This is a genomic window from Pseudomonas sp. GW822-FHT03F08 (assembly GCF_058801265.1).
The window spans coordinates 474,219-495,182 of record NZ_JBXANC010000001.1; the positions used below are offsets into that span (position 1 = coordinate 474,219).

Here is a 20,964-nt window from a genome sequence, read left to right on the forward strand (position 1 = left end):
AGGAATACCATGGCCCGCGTAACCGTTGAAGACTGCCTAGAACACGTGGAAAACCGCTTTGAGCTGGTCATGCTCTCTACCAAGCGTGCCCGTCAACTGGCCACCGGCGGCAAAGAGCCCCTGGTACAGTGGGAAAACGACAAACCGACCGTAGTTGCGCTGCGTGAAATCGCTGAAGGCCTGATGAGCTACGAGTTCATCGCCGAGCAGGAAATCGTCCACGAAGACCCGGTCTTCGCTGCGTTCGAGGACGAGTCCAACGAGGCCGTCTAAGCCTATGCCTGGTCGACGTAGCACGGCGCGGGATCACAGCCTACGGCAGGAGTTATCATGCCGAGCATAGACGCCCTCGCCGATCGCTTATCGACCTACCTCGGCAACGACCAGGTCAACCTGGTCCGCCGAGCGTATTTCTACGCCGAACAAGCCCACGACGGCCAACGCCGCCGCAGTGGCGAGGCGTACGTCACGCATCCTCTTGCCGTGGCCAATATTCTTGCCGACATGCACATGGACCATCAGAGCCTGATGGCCGCGATGCTGCATGACGTGATCGAAGACACCGGTATCGCCAAAGAAGCGCTGCAAGCGCAATTCGGTGAAACCGTGGCCGAACTGGTCGACGGGGTCAGCAAACTGACCCAGATGAACTTCGAGACCAAGGCCGAAGCCCAGGCTGAAAACTTCCAGAAAATGGCCATGGCCATGGCCCGCGACATTCGCGTGATCCTGGTCAAGCTCGCCGACCGCCTGCACAACATGCGCACGCTGGAAGTGCTGTCCGGCGAAAAACGCCGGCGCATCGCCAAGGAAACCCTCGAGATCTACGCACCCATCGCCAACCGATTGGGCATGCACGCGATCCGCATCGAGTTCGAAGACCTCGGCTTCAAGGCCATGCACCCGATGCGTTCCGCGCGGATCTACCAGGCGGTCAAACGCGCCCGGGGCAACCGCAAGGAAATCGTCAACAAGATCGAAGAGTCCCTTGGCCACTGCCTCGCCATCGACGGCATCCAGGGTGAAGTCAGCGGTCGCCAGAAACACCTCTACGGCATCTACAAGAAAATGCGCGGCAAGCGTCGGGCCTTCAACGAAATCATGGACGTCTACGCGTTCCGGATCATCGTCGACAAGGTCGATACCTGCTACCGCGTGCTGGGCGCTGTACATAATTTGTACAAACCGTTGCCGGGGCGCTTCAAGGATTACATCGCGATCCCCAAGGCCAACGGCTATCAGTCGCTGCACACCACGCTGTTCGGCATGCACGGTGTGCCGATCGAGATCCAGATCCGCACCCGCGAAATGGAAGAGATGGCCAACAACGGCATCGCCGCCCATTGGCTGTACAAATCCAGCGGCGACGAACAGCCGAAAGGCACTCATGCCCGCGCCCGTCAGTGGGTCAAGGGCGTGCTGGAAATGCAGCAACGTGCTGGCAACTCGCTGGAATTCATCGAGAGCGTGAAGATCGACCTGTTCCCGGACGAGGTCTACGTGTTCACGCCCAAAGGCCGGATCATGGAGCTGCCCAAAGGCTCCACGGCGGTCGACTTTGCCTATGCGGTGCACACCGACGTCGGCAACAGCTGCATCGCCTGCCGGATCAACCGTCGTCTCGCACCGCTGTCCGAACCGCTGCAAAGCGGCTCCACGGTCGAGATCGTCAGCGCCCCTGGCGCGCGGCCGAACCCGGCGTGGCTCAATTTCGTGGTCACCGGCAAGGCGCGGACCCACATTCGCCATGCGCTGAAACTGCAACGCCGCTCCGAATCCATCAGCCTCGGCGAACGCCTGCTGAACAAGGTGCTCAACGGCTTCGACAGCGCGCTGGAACAGATTCCGGCCGAACGTGTGAAGGCGATGCTCACCGAGTACCGCCTCGAACTGATCGAAGATTTGCTCGAAGACATCGGCCTGGGCAACCGCATGGCCTACGTCGTGGCGCGCCGCCTGCTCGGCGAAGGCGAACAATTGCCAAGCCCGGAAGGTCCGCTGGCGATTCGCGGCACCGAAGGCTTGGTGCTCAGTTACGCCAAATGCTGCACGCCGATCCCGGGCGACCCGATTGTCGGTCACCTGTCGGCGGGCAAAGGCATGGTCGTGCACCTGGACAACTGCCGCAACATCAGCGAGATCCGCCACAACCCGGAAAAATGCATCCAGCTCTCGTGGGCCAAGGATGTCACCGGCGAATTCAACGTCGAACTGCGCGTCGAGCTGGAGCACCAGCGCGGCCTGATCGCCCTGCTGGCCAGCAGCGTCAACGCGGCCGACGGCAATATCGAGAAAATCAGCATGGACGAACGCGATGGCCGCATCAGCGTCGTCCAACTGGTGGTCAGCGTCCACGACCGTGTGCACCTGGCCCGCGTGATCAAGAAACTGCGCGCCCTGACCGGGGTGATCCGCATCACCCGCATGCGTGCATAACTCAAACATTACAAGGAGTCATACATGACCAAGACCGTTATCACCAGCGACAAGGCCCCGGCCGCCATCGGCACTTACTCCCAGGCGATCAAGGCTGGCAACACTGTCTACATGTCGGGCCAGATCCCGCTGGACCCGAAAACCATGGAACTGGTCGAAGGCTTCGAAGCCCAGACCGTCCAGGTCTTCGAGAACCTGAAAGCCGTGGCCGAAGCTGCCGGCGGTTCGTTCAAGGACATCGTCAAGCTGAACATCTTCCTCACCGACCTGAGCCACTTCGCCAAGGTCAACGAGATCATGGGCAAGTACTTCGACCAGCCGTACCCAGCGCGCGCCGCCATCGGCGTTGCTGCCCTGCCAAAGGGTTCGCAGGTTGAAATGGATGCCATTCTGGTCATCGAGTAATGCGCACGGCGCGGCCCTTCAAGGTCGCGCCGACTGCTCTGCGGTAAAGAAAAGGTTTTGAAAGGATTCCACCATGCGCAAAGCGCTTGCTCTCTCGCTGCTCGCCATTTTCCTCGGCGGTTGCGCCAGCAACCCTGCCGACCGTGACATCAGCGGCACCTGGATCAACCAGGTCGCCATCGATGCCGCCGCCAAGGGCGGCCCCCTGCGCGAAGCGCTTCAGGCCTACGGCCCGAACCTGGAATGGGACATCAACACCAAGGCCAGTCAGGCCCGCTTCACCAACGGTTTTGAGAACGTCGAAGGACGGCTGCTGGGCGAACAGTCCGGCGCCTGGAAAGTCGATTTCTACGGCAGCTCCGGCAGCGAGCTGAAGCGCGACGGTGGCCAGTTGCACCAGGCCGCCAGCGAAAACGAACCACAGCAGCTCTTCGACCGTGCCCAGATCCCCGTGCCGGAAGGCGCACCGATCGGTGCCAGCTTCGAGCGCGCACTCTACGCAGCTTATCTGGGTGGCAACTGGAAGATCGCCAGCGGCCAGGGCGAAGGCGCCACCGTGCAATTCCAGGCCGACGGACAAGTCTCCGGCCTGCCCGGTGCCGACCGTTATGCCTTGTGTCTGGCGGGCGACTGCGCATCGATGAGCAGCGGCAACGACAGCATGTGGCTGCAGCAGAACGGTCAGGGCAATAACTGGATCTTTGTGCGCAAGGGCAAGGAACTGGAAATCCTGCAGGCCGTGAACACGGCACTGGCGGACGAACAACCGCAGTTCAGCCCCGGCGAACGCAAGTGGTTGCTCGAAAAGCAGTGATCTGCGCTTGAAACAAAAAAGGCGGAAGCAAGCCATTGCTCCCGCCTTTTTACGTCCGGAAGGAAGTCAGCAGCGACCTTCAAGAATCGCGGCATACCCCTCGCGATAACTTGGATACGCCGGCACCCAGCCCAACGCCTTCGCCCGGGCATTGCTGCAACGCTTGCTGCCGGTTCGACGCACGCTCTCGTCTTCCGACCATTCGGTGACACCCAGATACTCGCGCAGCCACGCCACTACCTCGGCCAGCGGTGCCGGCGTATCGTCCACGCCGATGTAGATGTCATCCAGCGCCACACCCTTGCGATCCGCCTCCAGCAGAAACGCCAGCAACCCCGCCGCGTCATCGGCATGAATGCGATTGCCATACAGTGGCGGATCGACCGCCACGCGATAGCCACGACGCACCTGGGTCAGCAGCCATTCACGGCCCGGGCCGTAAATGCCGGTCAGACGCACGATACTCGCCGGAATGCCGCTGCTGAGCGCAACCTGCTCGGCTTCCAGCATCAACCGACCGGAGTAGCCAGCGGCAATGGTTTCGGATTTTTCATCGACCCACTCACCGTCCTGCTGTCCATAAACACTGCTGCTGGAGACAAACAGCAGCCGGTCTGGCACCTGGCCGTAGTCGTTCAACCACTCCAGCACATGCTGCAAACCCTGCACATAAGCCGCGCGATAACCGGCTTCATCGTGCTCGGTCGCAGCCGCGCAATACACCAGGTAATCCACGGCGCCGACCGGCCAGGTCTCGGGGCAATCTTCATTGAACAAGTCACCGGCCACACCGATAACGCCTTCCGGCAAACGTGAAACATCCCGGCGCAGGCCATACACCTGAAAACCGGCAGCCAGTAATTGCTTTGCCAGACGGCTGCCGACATCACCGCAACCGGCAATCAAAACAGAGGGCGCGGACATCAAAAATCTCCCATCGGAAAGCGACAGACTAGCCTTGGCAGGGGACGAGCGGCTAGCAATGAAGGAAAAAAAGCAACTCTATTACTTTTGTTAACAAGAATTACTTGCAATAATGCACGCCACTTTTGTTCTCGGCCTCACGAGGCCTGGAAGAGCATCACCGTTTTTCTATCTCAGGTCCGGCCAGCATGACACGCAATCAAATCCCCGCTTCGCCAACCAAACGACCTCGCGCCTGGAGCGCGGTGGCTGCCCTGCTCCTCAGCCTGATGCTGGCGCCAACCGCCGCTTTCGCTGACGCCCAGACGCCGGCCACTCCAGCCGCTCACGAGCAGACTGCACCGGCCGCCCCTGCCGCAGCGCCGGCCGCGACCGACCCGGTTCAGGCCGTGGACGCCAGCGCCGAAGACGCACCTGAAGTCCTCGAAGCCGACAACACCCTGGGCATGGCCCACGACCTGTCGCCTTGGGGCATGTACCAGAACGCCGATATCATCGTGAAAATCGTGATGATCGGCCTGGCCATCGCTTCGATCATCACCTGGACCATCTGGATCGCCAAGGGCCTTGAGCTGATGGGCGCCAAGCGTCGCCTGCGTGGCGAAATCGCCGCCCTGAAAAAAGCCACCACCCTTAAAGAAGCCAGCGCCACTGCGGCGAAGGAAGGCACCCTCGCCAACCTGCTGGTTCACGACGCCCTTGAAGAGATGCGCCTGTCGACCAACGCACGCGAGAAAGAAGGCATCAAGGAACGCGTCAGCTTCCGCCTCGAGCGTCTGGTGGCTGCCTGTGGCCGCAACATGAGCAGCGGCACCGGCGTACTCGCCACCATCGGCTCCACCGCACCGTTCGTCGGTCTGTTCGGCACCGTGTGGGGCATCATGAACAGCTTCATCGGCATCGCCAAAACCCAGACCACCAACCTCGCCGTCGTGGCCCCGGGCATCGCTGAAGCGCTGCTGGCCACCGCACTGGGTCTGGTCGCTGCAATTCCGGCGGTTGTGATCTACAACGTGTTCGCCCGCTCCATCGCCGGTTACAAGGCTCAGGTGTCCGATGCGTCGGCAGAAGTCCTGCTGCTGGTCAGCCGCGACCTCGACCACCAGCCTGAGCGCAGCAGCTCGCAACCGCACATGGTGAAAGTGGGGTAATCGGCCATGGGCCTGCATTTGAAAGAAGGCGCAGACGACGATCTGGCCGAGAACCACGAAATCAACGTCACGCCGTTCATCGACGTGATGCTGGTGCTGTTGATCATCTTCATGGTGGCCGCTCCGTTGGCCACCGTGGACATCAAGGTCGACCTGCCTGCCTCGACCGCCAAACCGGCGCCGCGGCCGGAGAAACCGGTGTTCCTCAGCGTGAAAGCTGACCAGCGCCTGTTCCTCGGCGAAGACGAGGTGAAAGCCGAAGCGCTTGGCGCCACCCTCGACGCCCGGACCAAAGGCAAGAAAGACACGACGATCTTCTTCCAGGCCGACAAAGGCGTGGACTACGGCGACCTGATGAGCGTGATGGACAACCTGCGCGCCGCCGGTTACCTGAAGGTCGGTCTGGTCGGACTCGAGAGCGCAGTCAAGAAATGATCACGACGCGCCATAAGCTGACGCGTTACAGCGGTAGCCTGGCCGTGGTGCTGGGCGTTCATGCGCTGGCCATCGCGCTGGCGCTGAACTGGACCGCCCGCCCGCCCATCGAATTGCCGCCCCAGGCAATGATGGTCGAGCTGGCACCGGTTCCGGCCCCGCCACCGCCTGCACCGCCGAAAGTCGTCACGCCACCGCAGCCACCGGCTCCGGTCGAAGAACTGCCGATCCCCAAGCTGGCCGAAGCCCCCAAGGCAGAAATTGCTGTGCCCAAGCCGGTGAAGCCCAAGCCGAAACCGCAACCGCCAAAACCGGTTGAGAAGAAACCGGAGCCTGTGAAGGAAAAACCTTCCGAGGAAAAACCGGCAGAAACTCAGCAGACCCAGGCGCCGACGGAGAAATCCGCCCAGCCGGCACCGGGCCCGTCGCCAGCACAACTGGCGGCCAAGGCCAGTTGGCAGGGCACCCTGCTCGCGCATTTGCAGAAGTACAAGAAGTACCCGCAAAGCGCACAAGCGCGGGGCAAGGAAGGCTTGAACCGGCTGCGTTTCGTGGTCGATGCCGAAGGCAACGTGCTGTCGTTCGAACTGGTGGGCCGCTCCGGCAACGCCGATCTGGACCGGGCCACCCTGGACATGATCCGCCGCGCCCAACCGCTGCCCAAGCCACCGGCCGACATGTTGACCAATGGCTCGATCGAAATTGTTGCGCCGTTTGTTTACTCGCTGGAACGCCGCCGCTGATCTGCACTGGCAGAACACGGCTCGATCCCGCCAGAAAGGCACCGAAAGGTGCCTTTCTCATATCTGCAAACGGCAAACCGACATTGCCCGGTGTCGCATTCATCACTCAGTCTGATAACGTGCGTCTATCGATTGCAGCCGGTATGCTTGGCCCGCATCTTCATGGACGCTTGCTATGACCCTCACAGAATTACGCTACATCGTTACCCTCGCCCAAGAGCAGCATTTCGGCCACGCGGCCGAGCGTTGCCACGTCAGCCAGCCGACCCTGTCGGTGGGCGTGAAAAAGCTTGAAGACGAACTCGGTGTGCTGATTTTCGAGCGCAGCAAAAGCGCCGTGCGCCTGACCCCGGTCGGCGAAGGCATCGTCGCCCAGGCGCAAAAAGTGCTGGAGCAGGCCCAAGGCATCCGCGAACTGGCCCAGGCCGGCAAGAACCAGCTGACCGCCCCGCTGAAAGTCGGCGCGATCTACACCGTCGGCCCGTACCTGTTCCCGCATCTGATTCCACAACTGCACCGGGTCGCCCCGCAGATGCCGTTGTACATCGAAGAAAACTTCACCCACGTGCTGCGCGACAAACTGCGCAACGGCGAACTGGACGCGATCATCATCGCCCTGCCGTTCAACGAAGCCGACGTGCTGACCCTGCAACTCTACGACGAGCCGTTCTACGTCCTGATGCCGGCCCAGCACCCGTGGACCCAGAAAGAATCCATCGACGCCGCCCTGCTCAACGACAAGAGCCTGCTGCTGCTCGGTGAAGGCCACTGCTTCCGCGATCAGGTTCTGGAAGCCTGCCCGACCCTGACCAAGGGCAACGACGGCGCCAAGCACACCACGGTCGAATCCAGCTCGCTGGAAACCATTCGCCATATGGTCGCGTCCGGCCTGGGCATCTCGATCCTGCCGCTGTCGGCGGTGGACAGCCATCACTACGCCCCGGGCGTGATCGAAGTGCGTCCACTGTCGGCACCAGTGCCGTTCCGCACCGTGGCCATCGCCTGGCGCGCAAGCTTCCCAAGGCCGAAAGCCATCGAGATCCTCGCCGACTCCATTCGCCTGTGCTCGGTCGCCAAACCCGCCGCGCCGGTCACGGCCGGTTAAGCCAGCGTCATGTCTGAGCTGTCGCAGGTGTCGGTCACCGCACTCAAGGGTGTCGGTGAGGCCATGGCCGAGAAACTGGCCAAGGTCGGCCTGGAAAACCTTCAGGACGTACTGTTCCACCTGCCGCTGCGTTATCAGGATCGCACCCGCGTGGTACCGATCGGCGCATTGCGGCCGGGGCAGGACGCCGTGGTCGAAGGTACCGTCAGCGGCGCCGACGTGGTCATGGGCCGGCGCCGCAGCCTCGTCGTGCGCTTGCAGGACGGCACCGGCGGCTTGAGCCTGCGCTTCTACCACTTCAGCAACGCGCAGAAAGAAGGCCTCAAGCGCGGCACGCGGATTCGCTGCTACGGCGAAGCCCGGCCCGGCGCCTCGGGGCTGGAGATCTACCACCCGGAATACCGCGCCATCAACGGCGAAGAACCGCCGCCGGTGGATGAAACCCTGACCCCGGTCTACCCGCTGACCGAAGGCCTGACCCAGGCCCGTCTGCGCCAGTTGTGCATGCAGACGCTGACCCTGCTCAAGCCGGCCACCCTGCCCGACTGGCTGCCGACCGAACTGGCCCGCGACTATCAACTTGCGCCACTGGCCGACGCGATCCGCTACCTGCACAACCCGCCCGCCGATGCCGACGTCGATGAACTCGCCCTCGGCCATCACTGGGCCCAGCATCGCCTGGCCTTCGAAGAACTGCTGACCCATCAACTGTCACAGCAGCGCCTGCGCGAAAGCATGCGCTCCCTGCGCGCACCGGCGATGCCGAAAGCCACGAAGCTGCCGGCGAAATACCTGGCCAACCTCGGCTTCAACCCGACCGGCGCTCAGCAGCGGGTCGGCAACGAAATCGCCTACGACCTCAGCCAGCACGAACCGATGCTGCGGCTGATTCAGGGCGACGTTGGCGCGGGTAAAACCGTGGTCGCCGCCCTCGCCGCGCTGCAAGCACTGGAGGCGGGTTATCAGGTCGCACTGATGGCGCCGACCGAGATTCTCGCCGAGCAGCACTTCATCACCTTCAAGCGCTGGCTCGAACCGCTGGGCATCGACGTGGCGTGGCTGGCCGGCAAGCTCAAGGGCAAGAACCGCGTCGCCGCGCTGGAGCAGATCGCCAGTGGCACACCGATGGTGGTCGGCACTCACGCGCTGTTTCAGGACGAAGTGCAGTTCAAGAACCTCGCGCTGGTGATCATCGACGAACAACACCGCTTCGGCGTGCAACAACGTCTGGCGCTGCGGCAGAAAGGCGTCGGCGGGCGCATGTGCCCGCATCAATTGATCATGACCGCCACGCCGATTCCCCGGACGCTGGCGATGAGCGCCTACGCCGACCTCGACACCTCGATCCTCGACGAACTGCCGCCCGGCCGAACCCCGGTCAACACCGTGCTGGTCACCGATACCCGCCGCGTCGAAGTCATCGAACGGGTGCGCAGCGCCTGCGCCGAGGGCCGTCAGGCCTATTGGGTGTGCACGCTGATCGAAGAGTCCGAAGAGCTGACCTGCCAGGCCGCCGAAACCACCTTCGAAGACCTCACCGCCGCCCTTGGCGAGCTGAAGGTCGGGCTGATCCACGGCCGCATGAAACCCGCCGAGAAAGCCGCCGTCATGGCCGAATTCAAGGCCGGCAACCTGCAACTGCTGGTCGCCACCACCGTGATCGAAGTCGGCGTCGACGTACCCAACGCCAGCCTGATGATCATCGAAAACCCCGAGCGTCTGGGCCTCGCGCAACTGCACCAGTTGCGCGGCCGCGTCGGCCGGGGCAGCGCAGTCAGCCATTGCGTGCTGCTCTACCATCCGCCGCTGTCACAGATCGGCCGCCAGCGCCTGGGCATCATGCGCGAGACCAACGACGGTTTCGTCATCGCCGAAAAAGACCTCGAACTGCGCGGCCCCGGCGAAATGCTCGGCACCCGCCAGACCGGTCTGCTGCAATTCAAGGTCGCCGACCTGATGCGCGACGCCGATCTGCTGCCCGCCGTGCGCGATGCCGCCCAGGCATTGCTCGAACGCTGGCCCACCCACGTCAGCCCGCTGCTCGACCGATGGCTGCGACACGGGCAGCAATACGGCCAAGTGTGAGCACCGTCGCAGTTTCTCAAAGCTCGTTCCAACCAAGCTGGTTATACTCCAGCAATTGTTTCAAAAACGGATACAGACCATGACCGAAGCTGCTCTCGCCCCCGAATCCCCGCACGCTCCGTCTGTTATTCGGCTGCTGCTCAACAAGCTGGGCGTCGCCTACGAAGAAGTGCTCGACCACCACGGCCTCAACGCCTCGCGCAAAGTGCAGGCCGTGTTGCTGGACGACGCAGTCGGTGCGCTGATGGTGCTGTTTCCACAGAGCCAGTTGCTGGATCTCAACCGCCTCGCCGAGCTGACGGGCCGTCGCCTGACCGCCGTGTCCACCGAGCGCCTGGAAAAGATGCTCGGCAAACACAGCCTGAGCCTGCTGCCGGGCCTGCCGGCGCTGACCAGCTCGCCGTGCCTCTACGAAGAAAGCCTGCTGCGCGAGCCGAAGTTGCTGATCAACTCCGGCGAGCCGGGCCTGCTGCTGGAAATCGCCAGCGAAGACTTCAAGACCATGCTGACCAAGGCCAGCGCCGCCAACTTCGGCGAAGCCCTGAGCAGCATCCGCCCGAACCTCGACCGCCCGGACGATGACCGCGAGGAAATCACCCAGGCCGTGCAGGCGTTCACCGCGCGGCGCATCCAGCAGCGTCTGGAAGCGACCATCGAGATTCCGCCGCTGGCCGAAACCGCACAAAAAATCATCAAGCTGCGCGTCGACCCGAACGCCACCATCGACGACATCACCGGCGTGGTCGAAACCGACCCGGCGCTGGCGGCGCAAGTGGTGAGCTGGGCGGCGTCGCCGTACTACGCTTCGCCGGGCAAGATCCGTTCGGTGGAAGACGCGATCGTCCGCGTGCTGGGCTTCGATCTGGTGATCAACCTGGCGCTGGGCCTGGCCCTCGGCAAGACCCTGAGCCTGCCCAAGGATCACCCGCAACACACCACGCCGTACTGGCAGCAGTCGATCTACACCGCCGCCGTCATCGAAGGCCTGACCCGCGCCATGCCGCGCGCCCAGCGCCCGGAAGCCGGCCTGACCTACCTCGCCGGCCTGCTGCACAACTTCGGCTACCTGCTGCTGGCCCACGTGTTCCCGCCGCACTTCTCGCTGATCTGCCGCCACCTGGAGGTCAACCCGCACCTGTGCCACAGCTATGTCGAGCAACACCTGCTGGGCATCAGCCGCGAACAGATCGGCTCCTGGCTGATGCGCTACTGGGACATGCCGGACGAACTGGCCACCGCCCTGCGCTTCCAGCACGACCCGAACTACGACGGCGCCTACGCCGAATACCCGAACCTCGTCTGCTTGGCCGTGCGCCTGCTGCGCGGTCGCGGGATCGGCTCCGGGCCGGATGAAGACATTCCGGATGCGCTGCTGGAGCGTGTTGGTTTGACTCGCGACAAGGCCAATGACGTCGTCAGCAAAGTGCTTGAGGCTGAAGTGTTGTTGCGTGAACTGGCTTCGCAGTTCAGCCAGGCCTGATTTGCGCCCATAAGAAAGGCCCCACACTCAAACGAGTGTGGGGCCTTTTTTTATTGCCTTGATCGTTCCCACGTCGAGGCGTCGAACCGTCTGCGTGGGAATGCAGCCCGTGACGCTCCGCGTCACCGCCTCACCTCAGACTCAAGCAGCCTTCGGCTTGGCCTTCCGCGGCTTCAAATACTTCATCAACCCCTGAAACCACATCACCAGTGCCGGGTTGCCCTTGAGCTGGATCGACTTGTCCTGAATCCCCTGCATGAACGCCAGCTGCTTGTTCTTTGCCTGCATCGTGGCAAACCCGAACGCCGCATCCTTGAACGCAATCGCAAACGCCGGCTCCGTCACCACCCCGGACTTGCTGGTAATGCGCTGATCCTTCACCACGAAATACCGCGCCACTTTCCCGTCCAGAGTCTGTAGCTGAAACACCAGATCCTTGTCACCCAACTGCTGCTGGAACGCAGGATTTGTCCGACTGGCCTTACCCATCAACAGACCCAGCATCCACAGAAGAAAACGAAATTTCATGCGCACAGCCTCAAAAGGAAAATGAACGGCTGGGGAAGTGTAAGGGATTCGGACGGATTCGCCACTATCCAAGACTGATAGAAGACGATGCAGGTCTTTTCTCGCATGATGACTGCCAAGTCACGCCTTGAGCCTGATCGTTCCCACGCTCTGCGTGGGAATGCATCCCGTGACGCTCCGCGTCACACCATCCCCCGTCCTACACCTGAAGAAACACATTCCTGTAGGAGCTGCCGATAGCAATGGTTTCTTGTTCCTCTACCCCGCAAATCCTTGGGAAATGTCCTTCAAACTGCGGTGCTGTCCATGAACTAGGCGAACTTGAGCATCATCGATAGCCTCTGTGTGTCACCGCAAAATCGGTGACTCGGACGTGCAAGTCCGATGGGGCACACAATCGCTTATGGCAATTCATCAGGCATTTTCCTATGCTCGCGGATCGTTATGGCGGCTGTGTGTGGGAGGCTTCCAAGCCTGCCGGATAGCTCCACCGGTCTTGCACACCTATGCACAGCTGCCACCACTTTCGAAGTGCGAGCGAAAACGGTGTCGGCTCCTAAAACATGGAGCAAGACCTAATGATCAAACCAACACCGAATCCCCCCGAAATTCCAGAAAACCCGGAAACCTCCCCCTACGAATCCCCCGATTCAAAGAAACTCCACGAAGCCGCCGAACGCGCCCTCGACCACCATTTCAAACCCACCACCCCACGCCCCAAACGCCTCGGCGGCCTGTTCGCCCTCTGCCCCAACGCTGACGCCGAAGCCCTCATGGCCAACGCCTCCGAAGACCTCCTGTCCATCAGCGCCTTCGCCGCCAACCTGGCCGACGACCTCGACGGCCCCCGCCGCTCGATGGCACTGGGCCTGAGCAGAATGGCGGACGGCGTGCGCTTGATGGTGGAAGGCACGCTCGATCACATTGAGTTTCGAGATTACCAAGCAAAGCCGTAGCTGAATGACGGGCGGAAAAAAGGGGGCGTTGAGTCCCCTTCTTCAGTGATTACGACTCACCACTGACAGCCCGCTGTTGGTGACGGCTCCATGTTGAAAGCGTGGTCAAACGAATACTTTTTTCCAGATTTGTAGTTTGTGTAAGTCATCCCATCCACCCGGCCGCCCTGAGTGACCATTTGATACTCACCTGTCAGCGCACCGTCAGCCACTTCAACCCAAGTCGTCGTGTACTGATACGGACGCCCATACAACAACTCTTCTTGTTCAGTACTGCGGTGAACCAGATCAATAGCTTTCTTCGAGGTGCTGTACCTGACCCCCGCTCCGCTCCATTTCAAAACGGAGTCGTAGTAGGTTCTGAATTCGAAATTGATGCTTTTGCCCTCTTTCGAGCGAAAGCAATAAACCTCCGCTTTGATCTCACTGTGGGCCATCAGTGGACAGAGAAGTAAAAACGCAGGAAGAAACACAGACAATGATTTCAAACCGATCAATCCTTAACGGTTCAGAGGTAACTGAAAGCGCATTCGCGCCGTGCAATAGACCAAATCTTCCCGGAGCACACGTTCGCTCATTTCGCAGTGCCCACTAGCGTATTGCTTAAATAGCGGATCATCGAGCTCAGCCCCTCCCAATCGCTCCATTGAGGCCACCATTTCCTTCTCCCGGTTCTCACCGGCCCCGGCCATTGCGGATGCCGCTTTGTAGAAGCCATCAATCATCATGCCAGTCTGTAGAGCAACCAATTCCCCCAACCGGGCATTGGTCGTTTGCACAAGGCACCCAAGCTTTTCGATGGGCGCCTCTGCACCGGGCAAGGCCGACTGATAGATATCCTCGCAATAGGCCTCTTTGAAGCGCACCCACTTTTTTTGCACATCGGTCAGTTGCTTCTTGTCGGTGGGCGCCAAACTGACCAGCGCTTTCTTGTATTGCTCATTCAGCACTGCATCGACTTTTTCGAAAGTCTGCTGACCGCAAATAATCATATCGGGATTGGAAAAGCTGTCGGGATTGCAGGCTTCCTGAGCATGCGCAGGAACCAGCAAAGCAGCCAAAGAAGCACTCGCAACCAGCCCAAAGAACGCCTTGAGTTTGATCATGATCCGGACACTCCGGCGCTGCGCTCAGCTACCCGAGCAGGAATTTTCGAAGCCTTTCCCGCGTCCGACATACGCGACGCGTATTGCTTGTACGCCGCCGATGCCCGCTCTTTATCGTTCGCACCCCAATAGCTATCAGCGAGATTCAGATAGGCAACTGTCCGGCCCGGGTTGTTGGCAATCACTGCATTCAGCAACTTAATCGACTCGGCGTAATACCCCGCTTCGCCGAGTAGAAAACCGAAGTCGTTGGACCAACCGGGACGCTGCGGATAGTAGTACTTTTCGACGATGTAGCTGTCGGGCGGGCACGTGTCATGCGAGCCACCGTCCATCAACGCGTAACTCATCGTATCCTTGAAGGAAAAGTCATCACCCTTTCGGTAGGCTGCCAGCGCCATATCCAACAGATCAGCAGAATCGACCGTCATCAGTTTTTTATAACCGCCCTGAGAGCCGCCAGTGTATGCAGCCCGCAACTTTTTAAGTGCTTCGAGGCCGTTGAACGAAGCCAGAGTGGTTGGGCCCAGCGTCTCAATCGGAAACTCCGCTACGCTCACAACCGAGCGATCGCAGGAGTCGTTATTGGCCACTTGCAGCACTTTTTTCAGCTCAAACTGCTTTGAGCCGTTATTGAAGGTGAACAAAAGATTGAAGTTATAAACCGGATTGTCTTCTTCGTTGGTTACCAGCGCAATGTAGTCCCCCGCGTCTACGAACCGCTGCTTGACCAGAGCCTCTTCCTCTAGTGGACTCACAACCGTCATGGCACCGGGCCGACCTTTGAAAACCCGAACGCTGAAACTATCCAGAAGAACAGACGAGTACTGACTCTTCGTCAGAGGCAACGCCTTGGACGTATCGAGCAATATGTCCTCATTACGTGCTTGCACCGGCGCAATCAATAACCGGTTGGACGCCTCGTCCGCATCTCCCGCCAGAATGAACACATTTTGCCGTGTCCCATCACCCAGCAGGCTCGCCGGGCTTTCCTTGAGGACTTGGGGCGCAGCGAGTGCGGGAGAACCCGGGACGATGACATAACAAGTAAGTACGCAGAGAACACTCTGCAAAACGCGTTTCACTTTCTTCGATCCTTGATTCATTCAGATGATGTCCAGATACGCCGCGGGAGAACCTGGCCGACTAGGAACCGGACTTAGGTGCGCCGCATTTCAGCTCTTTGATTTGCTCGTTCTGAATCGGAATTACACAGGCGAGGCGTTTTTCGCCGGTAGGACGAAGCTCTGTCAGGCTAAGCGTCACGTGCAAACCGTCGTCCGCAAAGACGTGATCCTCAAACCCGGCATAGCTATAACCCGACCTGAACGACTTGCCGTCAAAACTGCAAAAGCGCCTGGACGACAACACCCTCCAATTGCCGTCCGGCGCAAGAATTTGCACATCGAGGCACGGACTACCAAACGCGGTGACATAACGAGCAACGACATCACCAAAGCGTTGAGAGGCAGAGTTGGAAACCTTGGCGATATCGACCACTTCACTCGGATCATCCGGCGCGACAGCGTCCAGATAAGCGGCTCGCTCCAGACTCATTCTGGCGATGCAGTTATTGGTCAGCGTGGTATATGCCTTGGATCCGGTTTCAGTCTCTATGGCTTCGAGAGGGCATGTGGTGTCGCGCAACTTGATCCACGCGCGTTGCGAGTCTCTGGCCATGGCCATGTATGCCTTCGCTTGTTCAGGCTCACGCTTCCATTGAGACTCAAATCGAGTCATCAATAGTTTGTAGCTGGCATTGAGTTTTGCATCGGCGCTCTTGCGGTCGGCTTCCACGCATTGGTCGTATTGCCAGCTCACCGTAATGACTTTGCAGTTGTCCTCAGCGAGCGCGATTGAAGCGGACAGCAGGCCTAAGGACAACGCGATAAAGCGCACAAACATGTTCAATGTTTCGTTCCCTGAATGACGGCTCGCTCAACTGCGCGTTGAGGTATTTTCTGCGCCTTGCCGTCGGCGCTCATCGCGTCGCGGTACTGGCTGTAATAGCGCTGCGCTTCGTCTTTGCGATCAAGGCGCCAGAGTGAGTCGGCGATGTTCAACATCAGCACTGTGCGTTTACCGACGGCCTCAACGCCGCGATAAAACTTCAGTGCAAGCTCATCGTTACCGCCCTCGGCCAGGTAAAAGCCCAAGTCGTTATAGGCCTGAACATTTTGCGCCGGGGCATGACACGCCATGTAGGACTCCGGACTTAAATAGACCAGGCCCCATTCGATGGACTCTGCGCGAGACTGCGCCAGTTCGTTACTTGTGACATGTTTCAGCAAGTCCTTTGGAGACCTCGTCTCCAGGGCGGGAGTGAGCACATCGCCGTCTTCGGTAACCCATTGATTGCCCTTCCACTGCCCGACACAAAAAGTGGCCGAACGATCAGCCAACACGCAACCAGTCTCCATTGAGATAACCGTGCAATGCTGTTGCGACACCAACTTTTCTTCACCATTTTCGTCCGACAACATGCCGAATATCACTGGGTCGAGCAGCAAGGTTTTCTTGTCAGGACTGAGCATATTGGAGTGCCCATCGGCGCCAATATCGGCGCCAAAGAGCGGGAAGGTTTTGCCATTGGCGGTGAACCATGCGGTCGCCGAATCCACACCGGGCATCGTCCATTCTGTAGCCCGAAACGACACCGTGTGCCCGTCGACACCGACTATCGGCGGGTCCTCGGCAAAGGCGCTCATAGCGCTGCACAGACTGCCGATCATCAATACCCGCTTAAGGCTGCCCATAGTCGATCCTTTTAACCGAGGGACTTTCCGACTGCAGCTGCCTCTTGGTCACGCCATAAGCCTTGATCAGTTCTTCCCAGGACCCCTTCGAACCAAATGAGCGCTGATTATTATCGAAGCTGTATTGCTCCAATCGCCCCACTGTCGAGTAATACCCGTGCCATTCAGGACAGGCACCGCAACCGCCGTAGCCACCTATCGAAACAAGACTGCCCTTGGTTCCTTTCACACAATCCATCGCCACGACAACGTTACTCAGCATCTTCGCTTTCTTACCGTCAGACGTGAGCTGTGAAACCTTGTCGATGTTGCGGTGCAAGACTTTGCCGCCGATGTTGATCGTCTGGTCGGAGCAAACCGGGATGAGGTGGGTTTCCGCGTCATCCACCGTCACGGATCGGCAGGACGACACCATCACCACTTCAACGCCGCCACATTGCATGACATCGCGCTGGGTGTAGGCGTCCTTGGGAGCAGCGAAAGCTGGAAACGAGAGCAACAGCGAAAGGCTGCCCGCGAGTAGTCGGTTCATCCACTCATTCCTCATCAATTGACGGCGATTCCACGTTGGTCATGCCAAGCAGCCGGAACTCATTGTTTACGAATTCGTAGTACCGATCCCGGTTACGGTTTTCCAGGCGTTTTCCCTGGGTGTCTTCTTCACCATCGAGCGTGACGCCGGAAATGATGATCAAGCGACTATCGGGCAAATACGTCGTGTCGAAAGTGCTGCCGTCATAGGCATTCGGAAGACCGCCAACGACATCACCGGTCTGGGCGTCCAGCACTTCGCCACAAATGGCGCCGCCGCCACAGCCGAACCTGTACAGGATGTAATGGCCGGCGAAGTTGACCTTGCCTTGCAGGGCCTTCGCCCGGGTGCCGTCCATGACCGGGTTGCTTTGTTCCTGCTGCACCGGTTCATGGTTGGGGCCGCTGAAAACGGGGGTGACGGCGTAATCCTTGAAGTCGGGATCGGCGGCGAATGCCATGGAAGAGGCAGCTGATAGCAAGCTGCCGAGAACAATCGAAAATCCTTTCAAGTACTAACTCCATAACTGCAGTGGGAAACCGTTGGCTTACTCGGACTGACCTTCATAACGCTGTGTCTGCGGGTTGAATTGCCATAGATGACGCCGAGTTAACGCGTCTTTTCCCATGTAACTGATCTGGTCGCGCTTATCCCTGACGTAGGAATAGATTGCGATGTCTTTGAAGTCTCCGCCGTTCTTGGGCGGACCATCCAAGACCTTCACTCTGGCGAAATAATCTCCACCGACATGCTTCAAGTAACCATGGCACTGGATCAGGAAGGCGAAGGTTGAGTCACCCGCTGATCCGCGACTTGAGTAGGAGGTGAAAATGAAGTCTTCCTGACCGTCGTCATTGAGATCACCGCGGTACACAACCTTGCCGTACTCCACAGAAAATTGGTCCTTGTGGAGGCCGGAAAGTATGTCGTCAGGCTTGTTATCTCGACTCTCTGACCACTGAGAGAGAAAGTGCTTGGTATCAGACTCGGAATTGCACACATCCATCGCCATGCTCGCCATCGGCAACCAGGCCATACACATCAACGACAGTCGCTTCACTTCACATCCTTCGAATTCATCAATTCCAGCTCACCATCCCGATACAACACTTCGCACCCGATCCACGCCAGATCCACCTGCGGCATCACCGCCGAAGGCTTGCGCAGTTCCCGCAACAACGTCGAACCATGCGACAACCGCCCGCCCATTCGCGCAATCACCGCCCGCGCGGCCTGATAGTGCGCATGACGCCCCGGATCGAGGGTGTCTTCCAGCAAGATGTCGGCGCCAAGAATGCCCCTCACCTGCCCCGGGTAAATCATGAACCCGGTGGCCTGTTCGGCACCTTCGCGGCCGTCCTGCCAGAAGCTGCCGTCGCGCGTGCGGATGTCCGGGTGCGGCGCAAACCAGTGATCGCGATCCGCCAGCGGCATGGCGTGATGCAGGCGGAAGAAGATGCGCATCAGGTTGTCGCGATACCACTCGCGCACTTGCAGGTAGTAACCACGCAGGCCCGGCAGGCCGGTCGAGTGAGCGAGGTGAATCAGCCCTGACCATTGCGGGAAGGCCTGTAAGGGCAGCGCGTTCGACGCGGGTCGAGGTGTGGCGGGATCGGTCTCCCATGGCAGTCGATGGGGGCTGTTTTCCAGGTTGTCGTAAGCGGTGGGTGGTCGGCCCAGCCAGTCCCCGCCGCTGCTGGCCAGCGCCGTGGCGATGCACAGATTGCCCTGTACCACGAACACATAAAACCGGGTGAACCAGTCGGCCAGTTGCTGACCGTCAGCACCCTGGGCGACGAGGTCGGTCAGCTCTTTGTCGAAGCGCTGCAAGCCGTGTTCAAGGCTCAGCAAATGCCCGCGAGCGATACGCTGCATGCGCAAAAACAACGGCAGCGAACGCATCATCCGCAGCGGTCGCCACGGCAGATGTGGAGTCGCGCCGCCGACTTCACCGGCATAGTTGCTGGCGCTGATGCCCCAGTCGGCCAATCGTGCGAGAAACAGGTCGTTGTTGATGTAGGACGCGCCGCCAAATACCGCCGTGAACGGTTCGTTGTCCTGCAACACCCGCGCATCCCAACGGGCCATGATCGCCGGAATGCTCGCGGCGGCCCGGCGCTGGGCGTACTCCACCAGCACGCTGGGTTGCGGCGGCAGGATCTCGGCGATGTTGGCGGCAGTCAGGTGCCGGCGCCAGCCGTAGTCGCTGATCGGCCGGTATTGCAGCAGCCACAGTTGCGTACCGTCCCAGGCCCATTCGACATCGCCCGGCACATAGTGAAACACCCGCAAGACATCCTGGAGAAAGCGCCACAGCACGTCTTCGGCCAACCCATGGGTGGCCGTGAACGTGCCGCTGCGCCAGGCATCGCCGAGCCGCGAAAGCGTCGCTCGTTCCGGGCTGATCTGGCCGTCGGCAAGGGACTCAAGATGACCTTCAACCCATTCGAGTTCCACCGACAGATGACGCACAAACGCGATGCCCGACACCTGCGGCGTGATGAAGCGCTGCACCACCACTTCCTCGACACCTTCGACAGTCAGCTTGGCGATGCGCGCTGGCACGTTGGCGGCCGGCTCGCGCAGATAGGTCGTGCTCAAACCCGCATTCGCCGAGTCGGCCTGATCTTCGCCGTAACTGGAGGAACGCACCGCCCAGGTCGCCTGTGGTTGGCTGGCGAGGAAGGTCGGTAGTCGCGGATCGTTGCAATCGTTGAGAGTCAGCGCCGTCGGCACCGGTTGCCGGGCCAGTTCCGCCAGACGCAAACGCCCGCCCTTGGTGTGCGCGACGAAGCCGCGCTCGCCCGACTCCAGCCACTGCGCAAACTGCGCGGGCGCGTCGATCCACGGGTAATGACCCCAACCGGGTTTCAGGCTGATGGTCAGATCCGCGCGCGCAAGAATCGCCGACCATGCCGCCGCTTGTTCGATGCCAAGCACCTTGTCCTGATCGCCCCAGACCAGTTCGACCGGGTCGGTGATCCACTCCAGCAAGGGCAGCGCGGTGGCGGCACGGATCAGATCCCAGTGCGGCACAAACGCACGGCAGCGCGCATAACCGGCGCCCATGCGCTGGTACTGCGCGGGCGTCCAGGTCTGGTTGGAAAACTTGCGGGCGAACAGCGTGGGTTTGTTCGACAGCAGCCAGTGAATGGACTTGCGGATCGGCAGCGGTGACATCAGCGCCGGCAATCGACGCTGCCACAAAAAGGCGCCCACCGGCGCCAGCAACACACTGCGAGAAAAGTGCCCGGGCCGACGTTGCAGTGCATGCAGCACCAGCAACGCGTTGACCCCGACGGCCATGATCGCGCTGCCCTTTTGCGTCATCGTCAGCAAGGTCTGGGCGTAAGCCGCCAGATCCTCGCAGGGCGGCTGCGGGTTGGCGCCGAAGCCCGGCAGCTCCAGCGGCACCACGTCGTAACGCTGAAAATGCGGCAGCGCGTCATCCCACCAATCGGCGGCGCTGCCGTTGCCGGCCAGCAGGTACATCAGAGGCTTGCTCATG

At 60.3% G+C, this 20,964-nt stretch carries 22 protein-coding genes; 11 read left to right on the forward strand and 11 right to left on the reverse strand.

Translation table 11 applies throughout. From position 1 onward, the window contains the following. Positions 1–9 precede the first annotated feature (9 nt). The 4 genes from rpoZ (at position 10) to AC1RME_RS02260 (ending at position 3,655) form a co-directional block, all read left to right on the forward strand. Positions 10–273: a DNA-directed RNA polymerase subunit omega gene (rpoZ, locus tag AC1RME_RS02245; RefSeq protein ID WP_003229503.1), complete on the forward strand. Its 264-nt coding sequence runs from the start codon at positions 10–12 to the stop codon at positions 271–273. A 57-nt stretch (positions 274–330) separates the two neighbouring features. Further along, on the forward strand, positions 331–2,436 hold the full coding sequence (gene spoT, locus AC1RME_RS02250) for a bifunctional GTP diphosphokinase/guanosine-3',5'-bis pyrophosphate 3'-pyrophosphohydrolase (RefSeq protein WP_007954439.1): 2,106 nt from the start codon (positions 331–333) through the stop codon (positions 2,434–2,436). A 24-nt stretch (positions 2,437–2,460) separates the two neighbouring features. Then, complete coding sequence (locus AC1RME_RS02255) at positions 2,461–2,841, forward strand: RidA family protein (RefSeq protein ID WP_003229509.1); 381 nt, start codon at positions 2,461–2,463, stop codon at positions 2,839–2,841. 73 nt (positions 2,842–2,914) lie between these two features. After that, positions 2,915–3,655, forward strand: coding sequence for a putative periplasmic lipoprotein (locus tag AC1RME_RS02260; protein WP_096817275.1), 741 nt, complete (start codon positions 2,915–2,917; stop codon positions 3,653–3,655). Between the two features lie 66 nt (positions 3,656–3,721). On the opposite strand, the gene AC1RME_RS02265 is transcribed toward AC1RME_RS02260, so the two are convergent. Continuing rightward, positions 3,722–4,579 (reverse strand): SDR family oxidoreductase, encoded by an 858-nt coding sequence (locus tag AC1RME_RS02265; protein ID WP_493090352.1) that lies wholly within the window; start codon positions 4,577–4,579, stop codon positions 3,722–3,724. Positions 4,580–4,767: 188 nt separating this feature from the next. Here AC1RME_RS02265 and exbB point away from each other — a divergent pair, with 188 nt between their 5' ends. From exbB to AC1RME_RS02295, 6 genes are all read left to right on the forward strand, one after another. Beyond that, positions 4,768–5,730 (forward strand): tonB-system energizer ExbB, encoded by a 963-nt coding sequence (gene exbB, locus AC1RME_RS02270; protein ID WP_102620705.1) that lies wholly within the window; start codon positions 4,768–4,770, stop codon positions 5,728–5,730. Positions 5,731–5,736: 6 nt separating this feature from the next. Then, the gene (gene exbD / locus AC1RME_RS02275; RefSeq protein WP_096817269.1) at positions 5,737–6,165 is read left to right on the forward strand and encodes a TonB system transport protein ExbD; all 429 of its coding nucleotides are present in this window, start codon (positions 5,737–5,739) and stop codon (positions 6,163–6,165) included. Next, the gene (locus tag AC1RME_RS02280; RefSeq protein ID WP_096817268.1) at positions 6,162–6,908 is read left to right on the forward strand and encodes an energy transducer TonB family protein; all 747 of its coding nucleotides are present in this window, start codon (positions 6,162–6,164) and stop codon (positions 6,906–6,908) included. Before exbD ends, AC1RME_RS02280 begins: the two co-directional genes overlap by 4 nt. A gap of 175 nt (positions 6,909–7,083) precedes the next feature. Further along, the gene (locus AC1RME_RS02285; RefSeq protein ID WP_007954418.1) at positions 7,084–8,013 is read left to right on the forward strand and encodes a hydrogen peroxide-inducible genes activator; all 930 of its coding nucleotides are present in this window, start codon (positions 7,084–7,086) and stop codon (positions 8,011–8,013) included. A gap of 9 nt (positions 8,014–8,022) precedes the next feature. Beyond that, complete coding sequence (gene recG, locus AC1RME_RS02290) at positions 8,023–10,098, forward strand: ATP-dependent DNA helicase RecG (protein ID WP_493090355.1); 2,076 nt, start codon at positions 8,023–8,025, stop codon at positions 10,096–10,098. A gap of 79 nt (positions 10,099–10,177) precedes the next feature. Further along, positions 10,178–11,578, forward strand: coding sequence for an aminoacyl-tRNA deacylase and HDOD domain-containing protein (locus tag AC1RME_RS02295; RefSeq protein WP_085708861.1), 1,401 nt, complete (start codon positions 10,178–10,180; stop codon positions 11,576–11,578). 141 nt (positions 11,579–11,719) lie between these two features. On the opposite strand, the gene AC1RME_RS02300 is transcribed toward AC1RME_RS02295, so the two are convergent. Then, positions 11,720–12,106, reverse strand: a complete 387-nt coding sequence (locus AC1RME_RS02300; protein WP_493090357.1) for an SCP2 sterol-binding domain-containing protein — start codon at positions 12,104–12,106, stop codon at positions 11,720–11,722. 578 nt (positions 12,107–12,684) lie between these two features. Between AC1RME_RS02300 and AC1RME_RS02305 the strand changes: the two genes are divergently transcribed. Next, complete coding sequence (locus tag AC1RME_RS02305; protein ID WP_493090359.1) at positions 12,685–13,062, forward strand: DUF6124 family protein; 378 nt, start codon at positions 12,685–12,687, stop codon at positions 13,060–13,062. Between the two features lie 56 nt (positions 13,063–13,118). Here AC1RME_RS02305 and AC1RME_RS02310 read toward each other — a convergent pair whose 3' ends face one another. From AC1RME_RS02310 to AC1RME_RS02350, 9 genes are all read right to left on the reverse strand, one after another. Then, a complete protein-coding gene (locus AC1RME_RS02310) occupies positions 13,119–13,550 on the reverse strand; it encodes a hypothetical protein (RefSeq protein WP_493090361.1) in 432 nt (143 codons plus the stop codon). A gap of 12 nt (positions 13,551–13,562) precedes the next feature. Further along, positions 13,563–14,168 (reverse strand): lysozyme inhibitor LprI family protein, encoded by a 606-nt coding sequence (locus AC1RME_RS02315; RefSeq protein ID WP_096817259.1) that lies wholly within the window; start codon positions 14,166–14,168, stop codon positions 13,563–13,565. Then, the gene (locus AC1RME_RS02320; protein ID WP_255261895.1) at positions 14,165–15,274 is read right to left on the reverse strand and encodes a hypothetical protein; all 1,110 of its coding nucleotides are present in this window, start codon (positions 15,272–15,274) and stop codon (positions 14,165–14,167) included. The genes AC1RME_RS02315 and AC1RME_RS02320 overlap by 4 nt, the downstream gene beginning before the upstream one ends. Before the next feature lie 40 nt (positions 15,275–15,314). After that, positions 15,315–16,073, reverse strand: coding sequence for a lysozyme inhibitor LprI family protein (locus AC1RME_RS02325; RefSeq protein ID WP_493090364.1), 759 nt, complete (start codon positions 16,071–16,073; stop codon positions 15,315–15,317). A gap of 2 nt (positions 16,074–16,075) precedes the next feature. After that, the gene (locus AC1RME_RS02330) at positions 16,076–16,924 is read right to left on the reverse strand and encodes a tetratricopeptide repeat protein (protein WP_493090366.1); all 849 of its coding nucleotides are present in this window, start codon (positions 16,922–16,924) and stop codon (positions 16,076–16,078) included. Then, a complete protein-coding gene (locus AC1RME_RS02335; RefSeq protein WP_493090368.1) occupies positions 16,911–17,456 on the reverse strand; it encodes a hypothetical protein in 546 nt (181 codons plus the stop codon). The genes AC1RME_RS02330 and AC1RME_RS02335 overlap by 14 nt, the downstream gene beginning before the upstream one ends. Before the next feature lie 4 nt (positions 17,457–17,460). After that, complete coding sequence (locus AC1RME_RS02340) at positions 17,461–17,916, reverse strand: hypothetical protein (protein WP_493070485.1); 456 nt, start codon at positions 17,914–17,916, stop codon at positions 17,461–17,463. Positions 17,917–18,003: 87 nt separating this feature from the next. Continuing rightward, entirely contained in the window at positions 18,004–18,516 is a 513-nt protein-coding gene (locus tag AC1RME_RS02345) for a hypothetical protein (RefSeq protein WP_256580563.1), read from the reverse strand. Next, positions 18,513–20,963, reverse strand: a complete 2,451-nt coding sequence (locus tag AC1RME_RS02350) for an alpha/beta hydrolase (RefSeq protein ID WP_493090370.1) — start codon at positions 20,961–20,963, stop codon at positions 18,513–18,515. Before AC1RME_RS02350 ends, AC1RME_RS02345 begins: the two co-directional genes overlap by 4 nt. Between the last annotated feature and the right edge of the window lies 1 nt (position 20,964).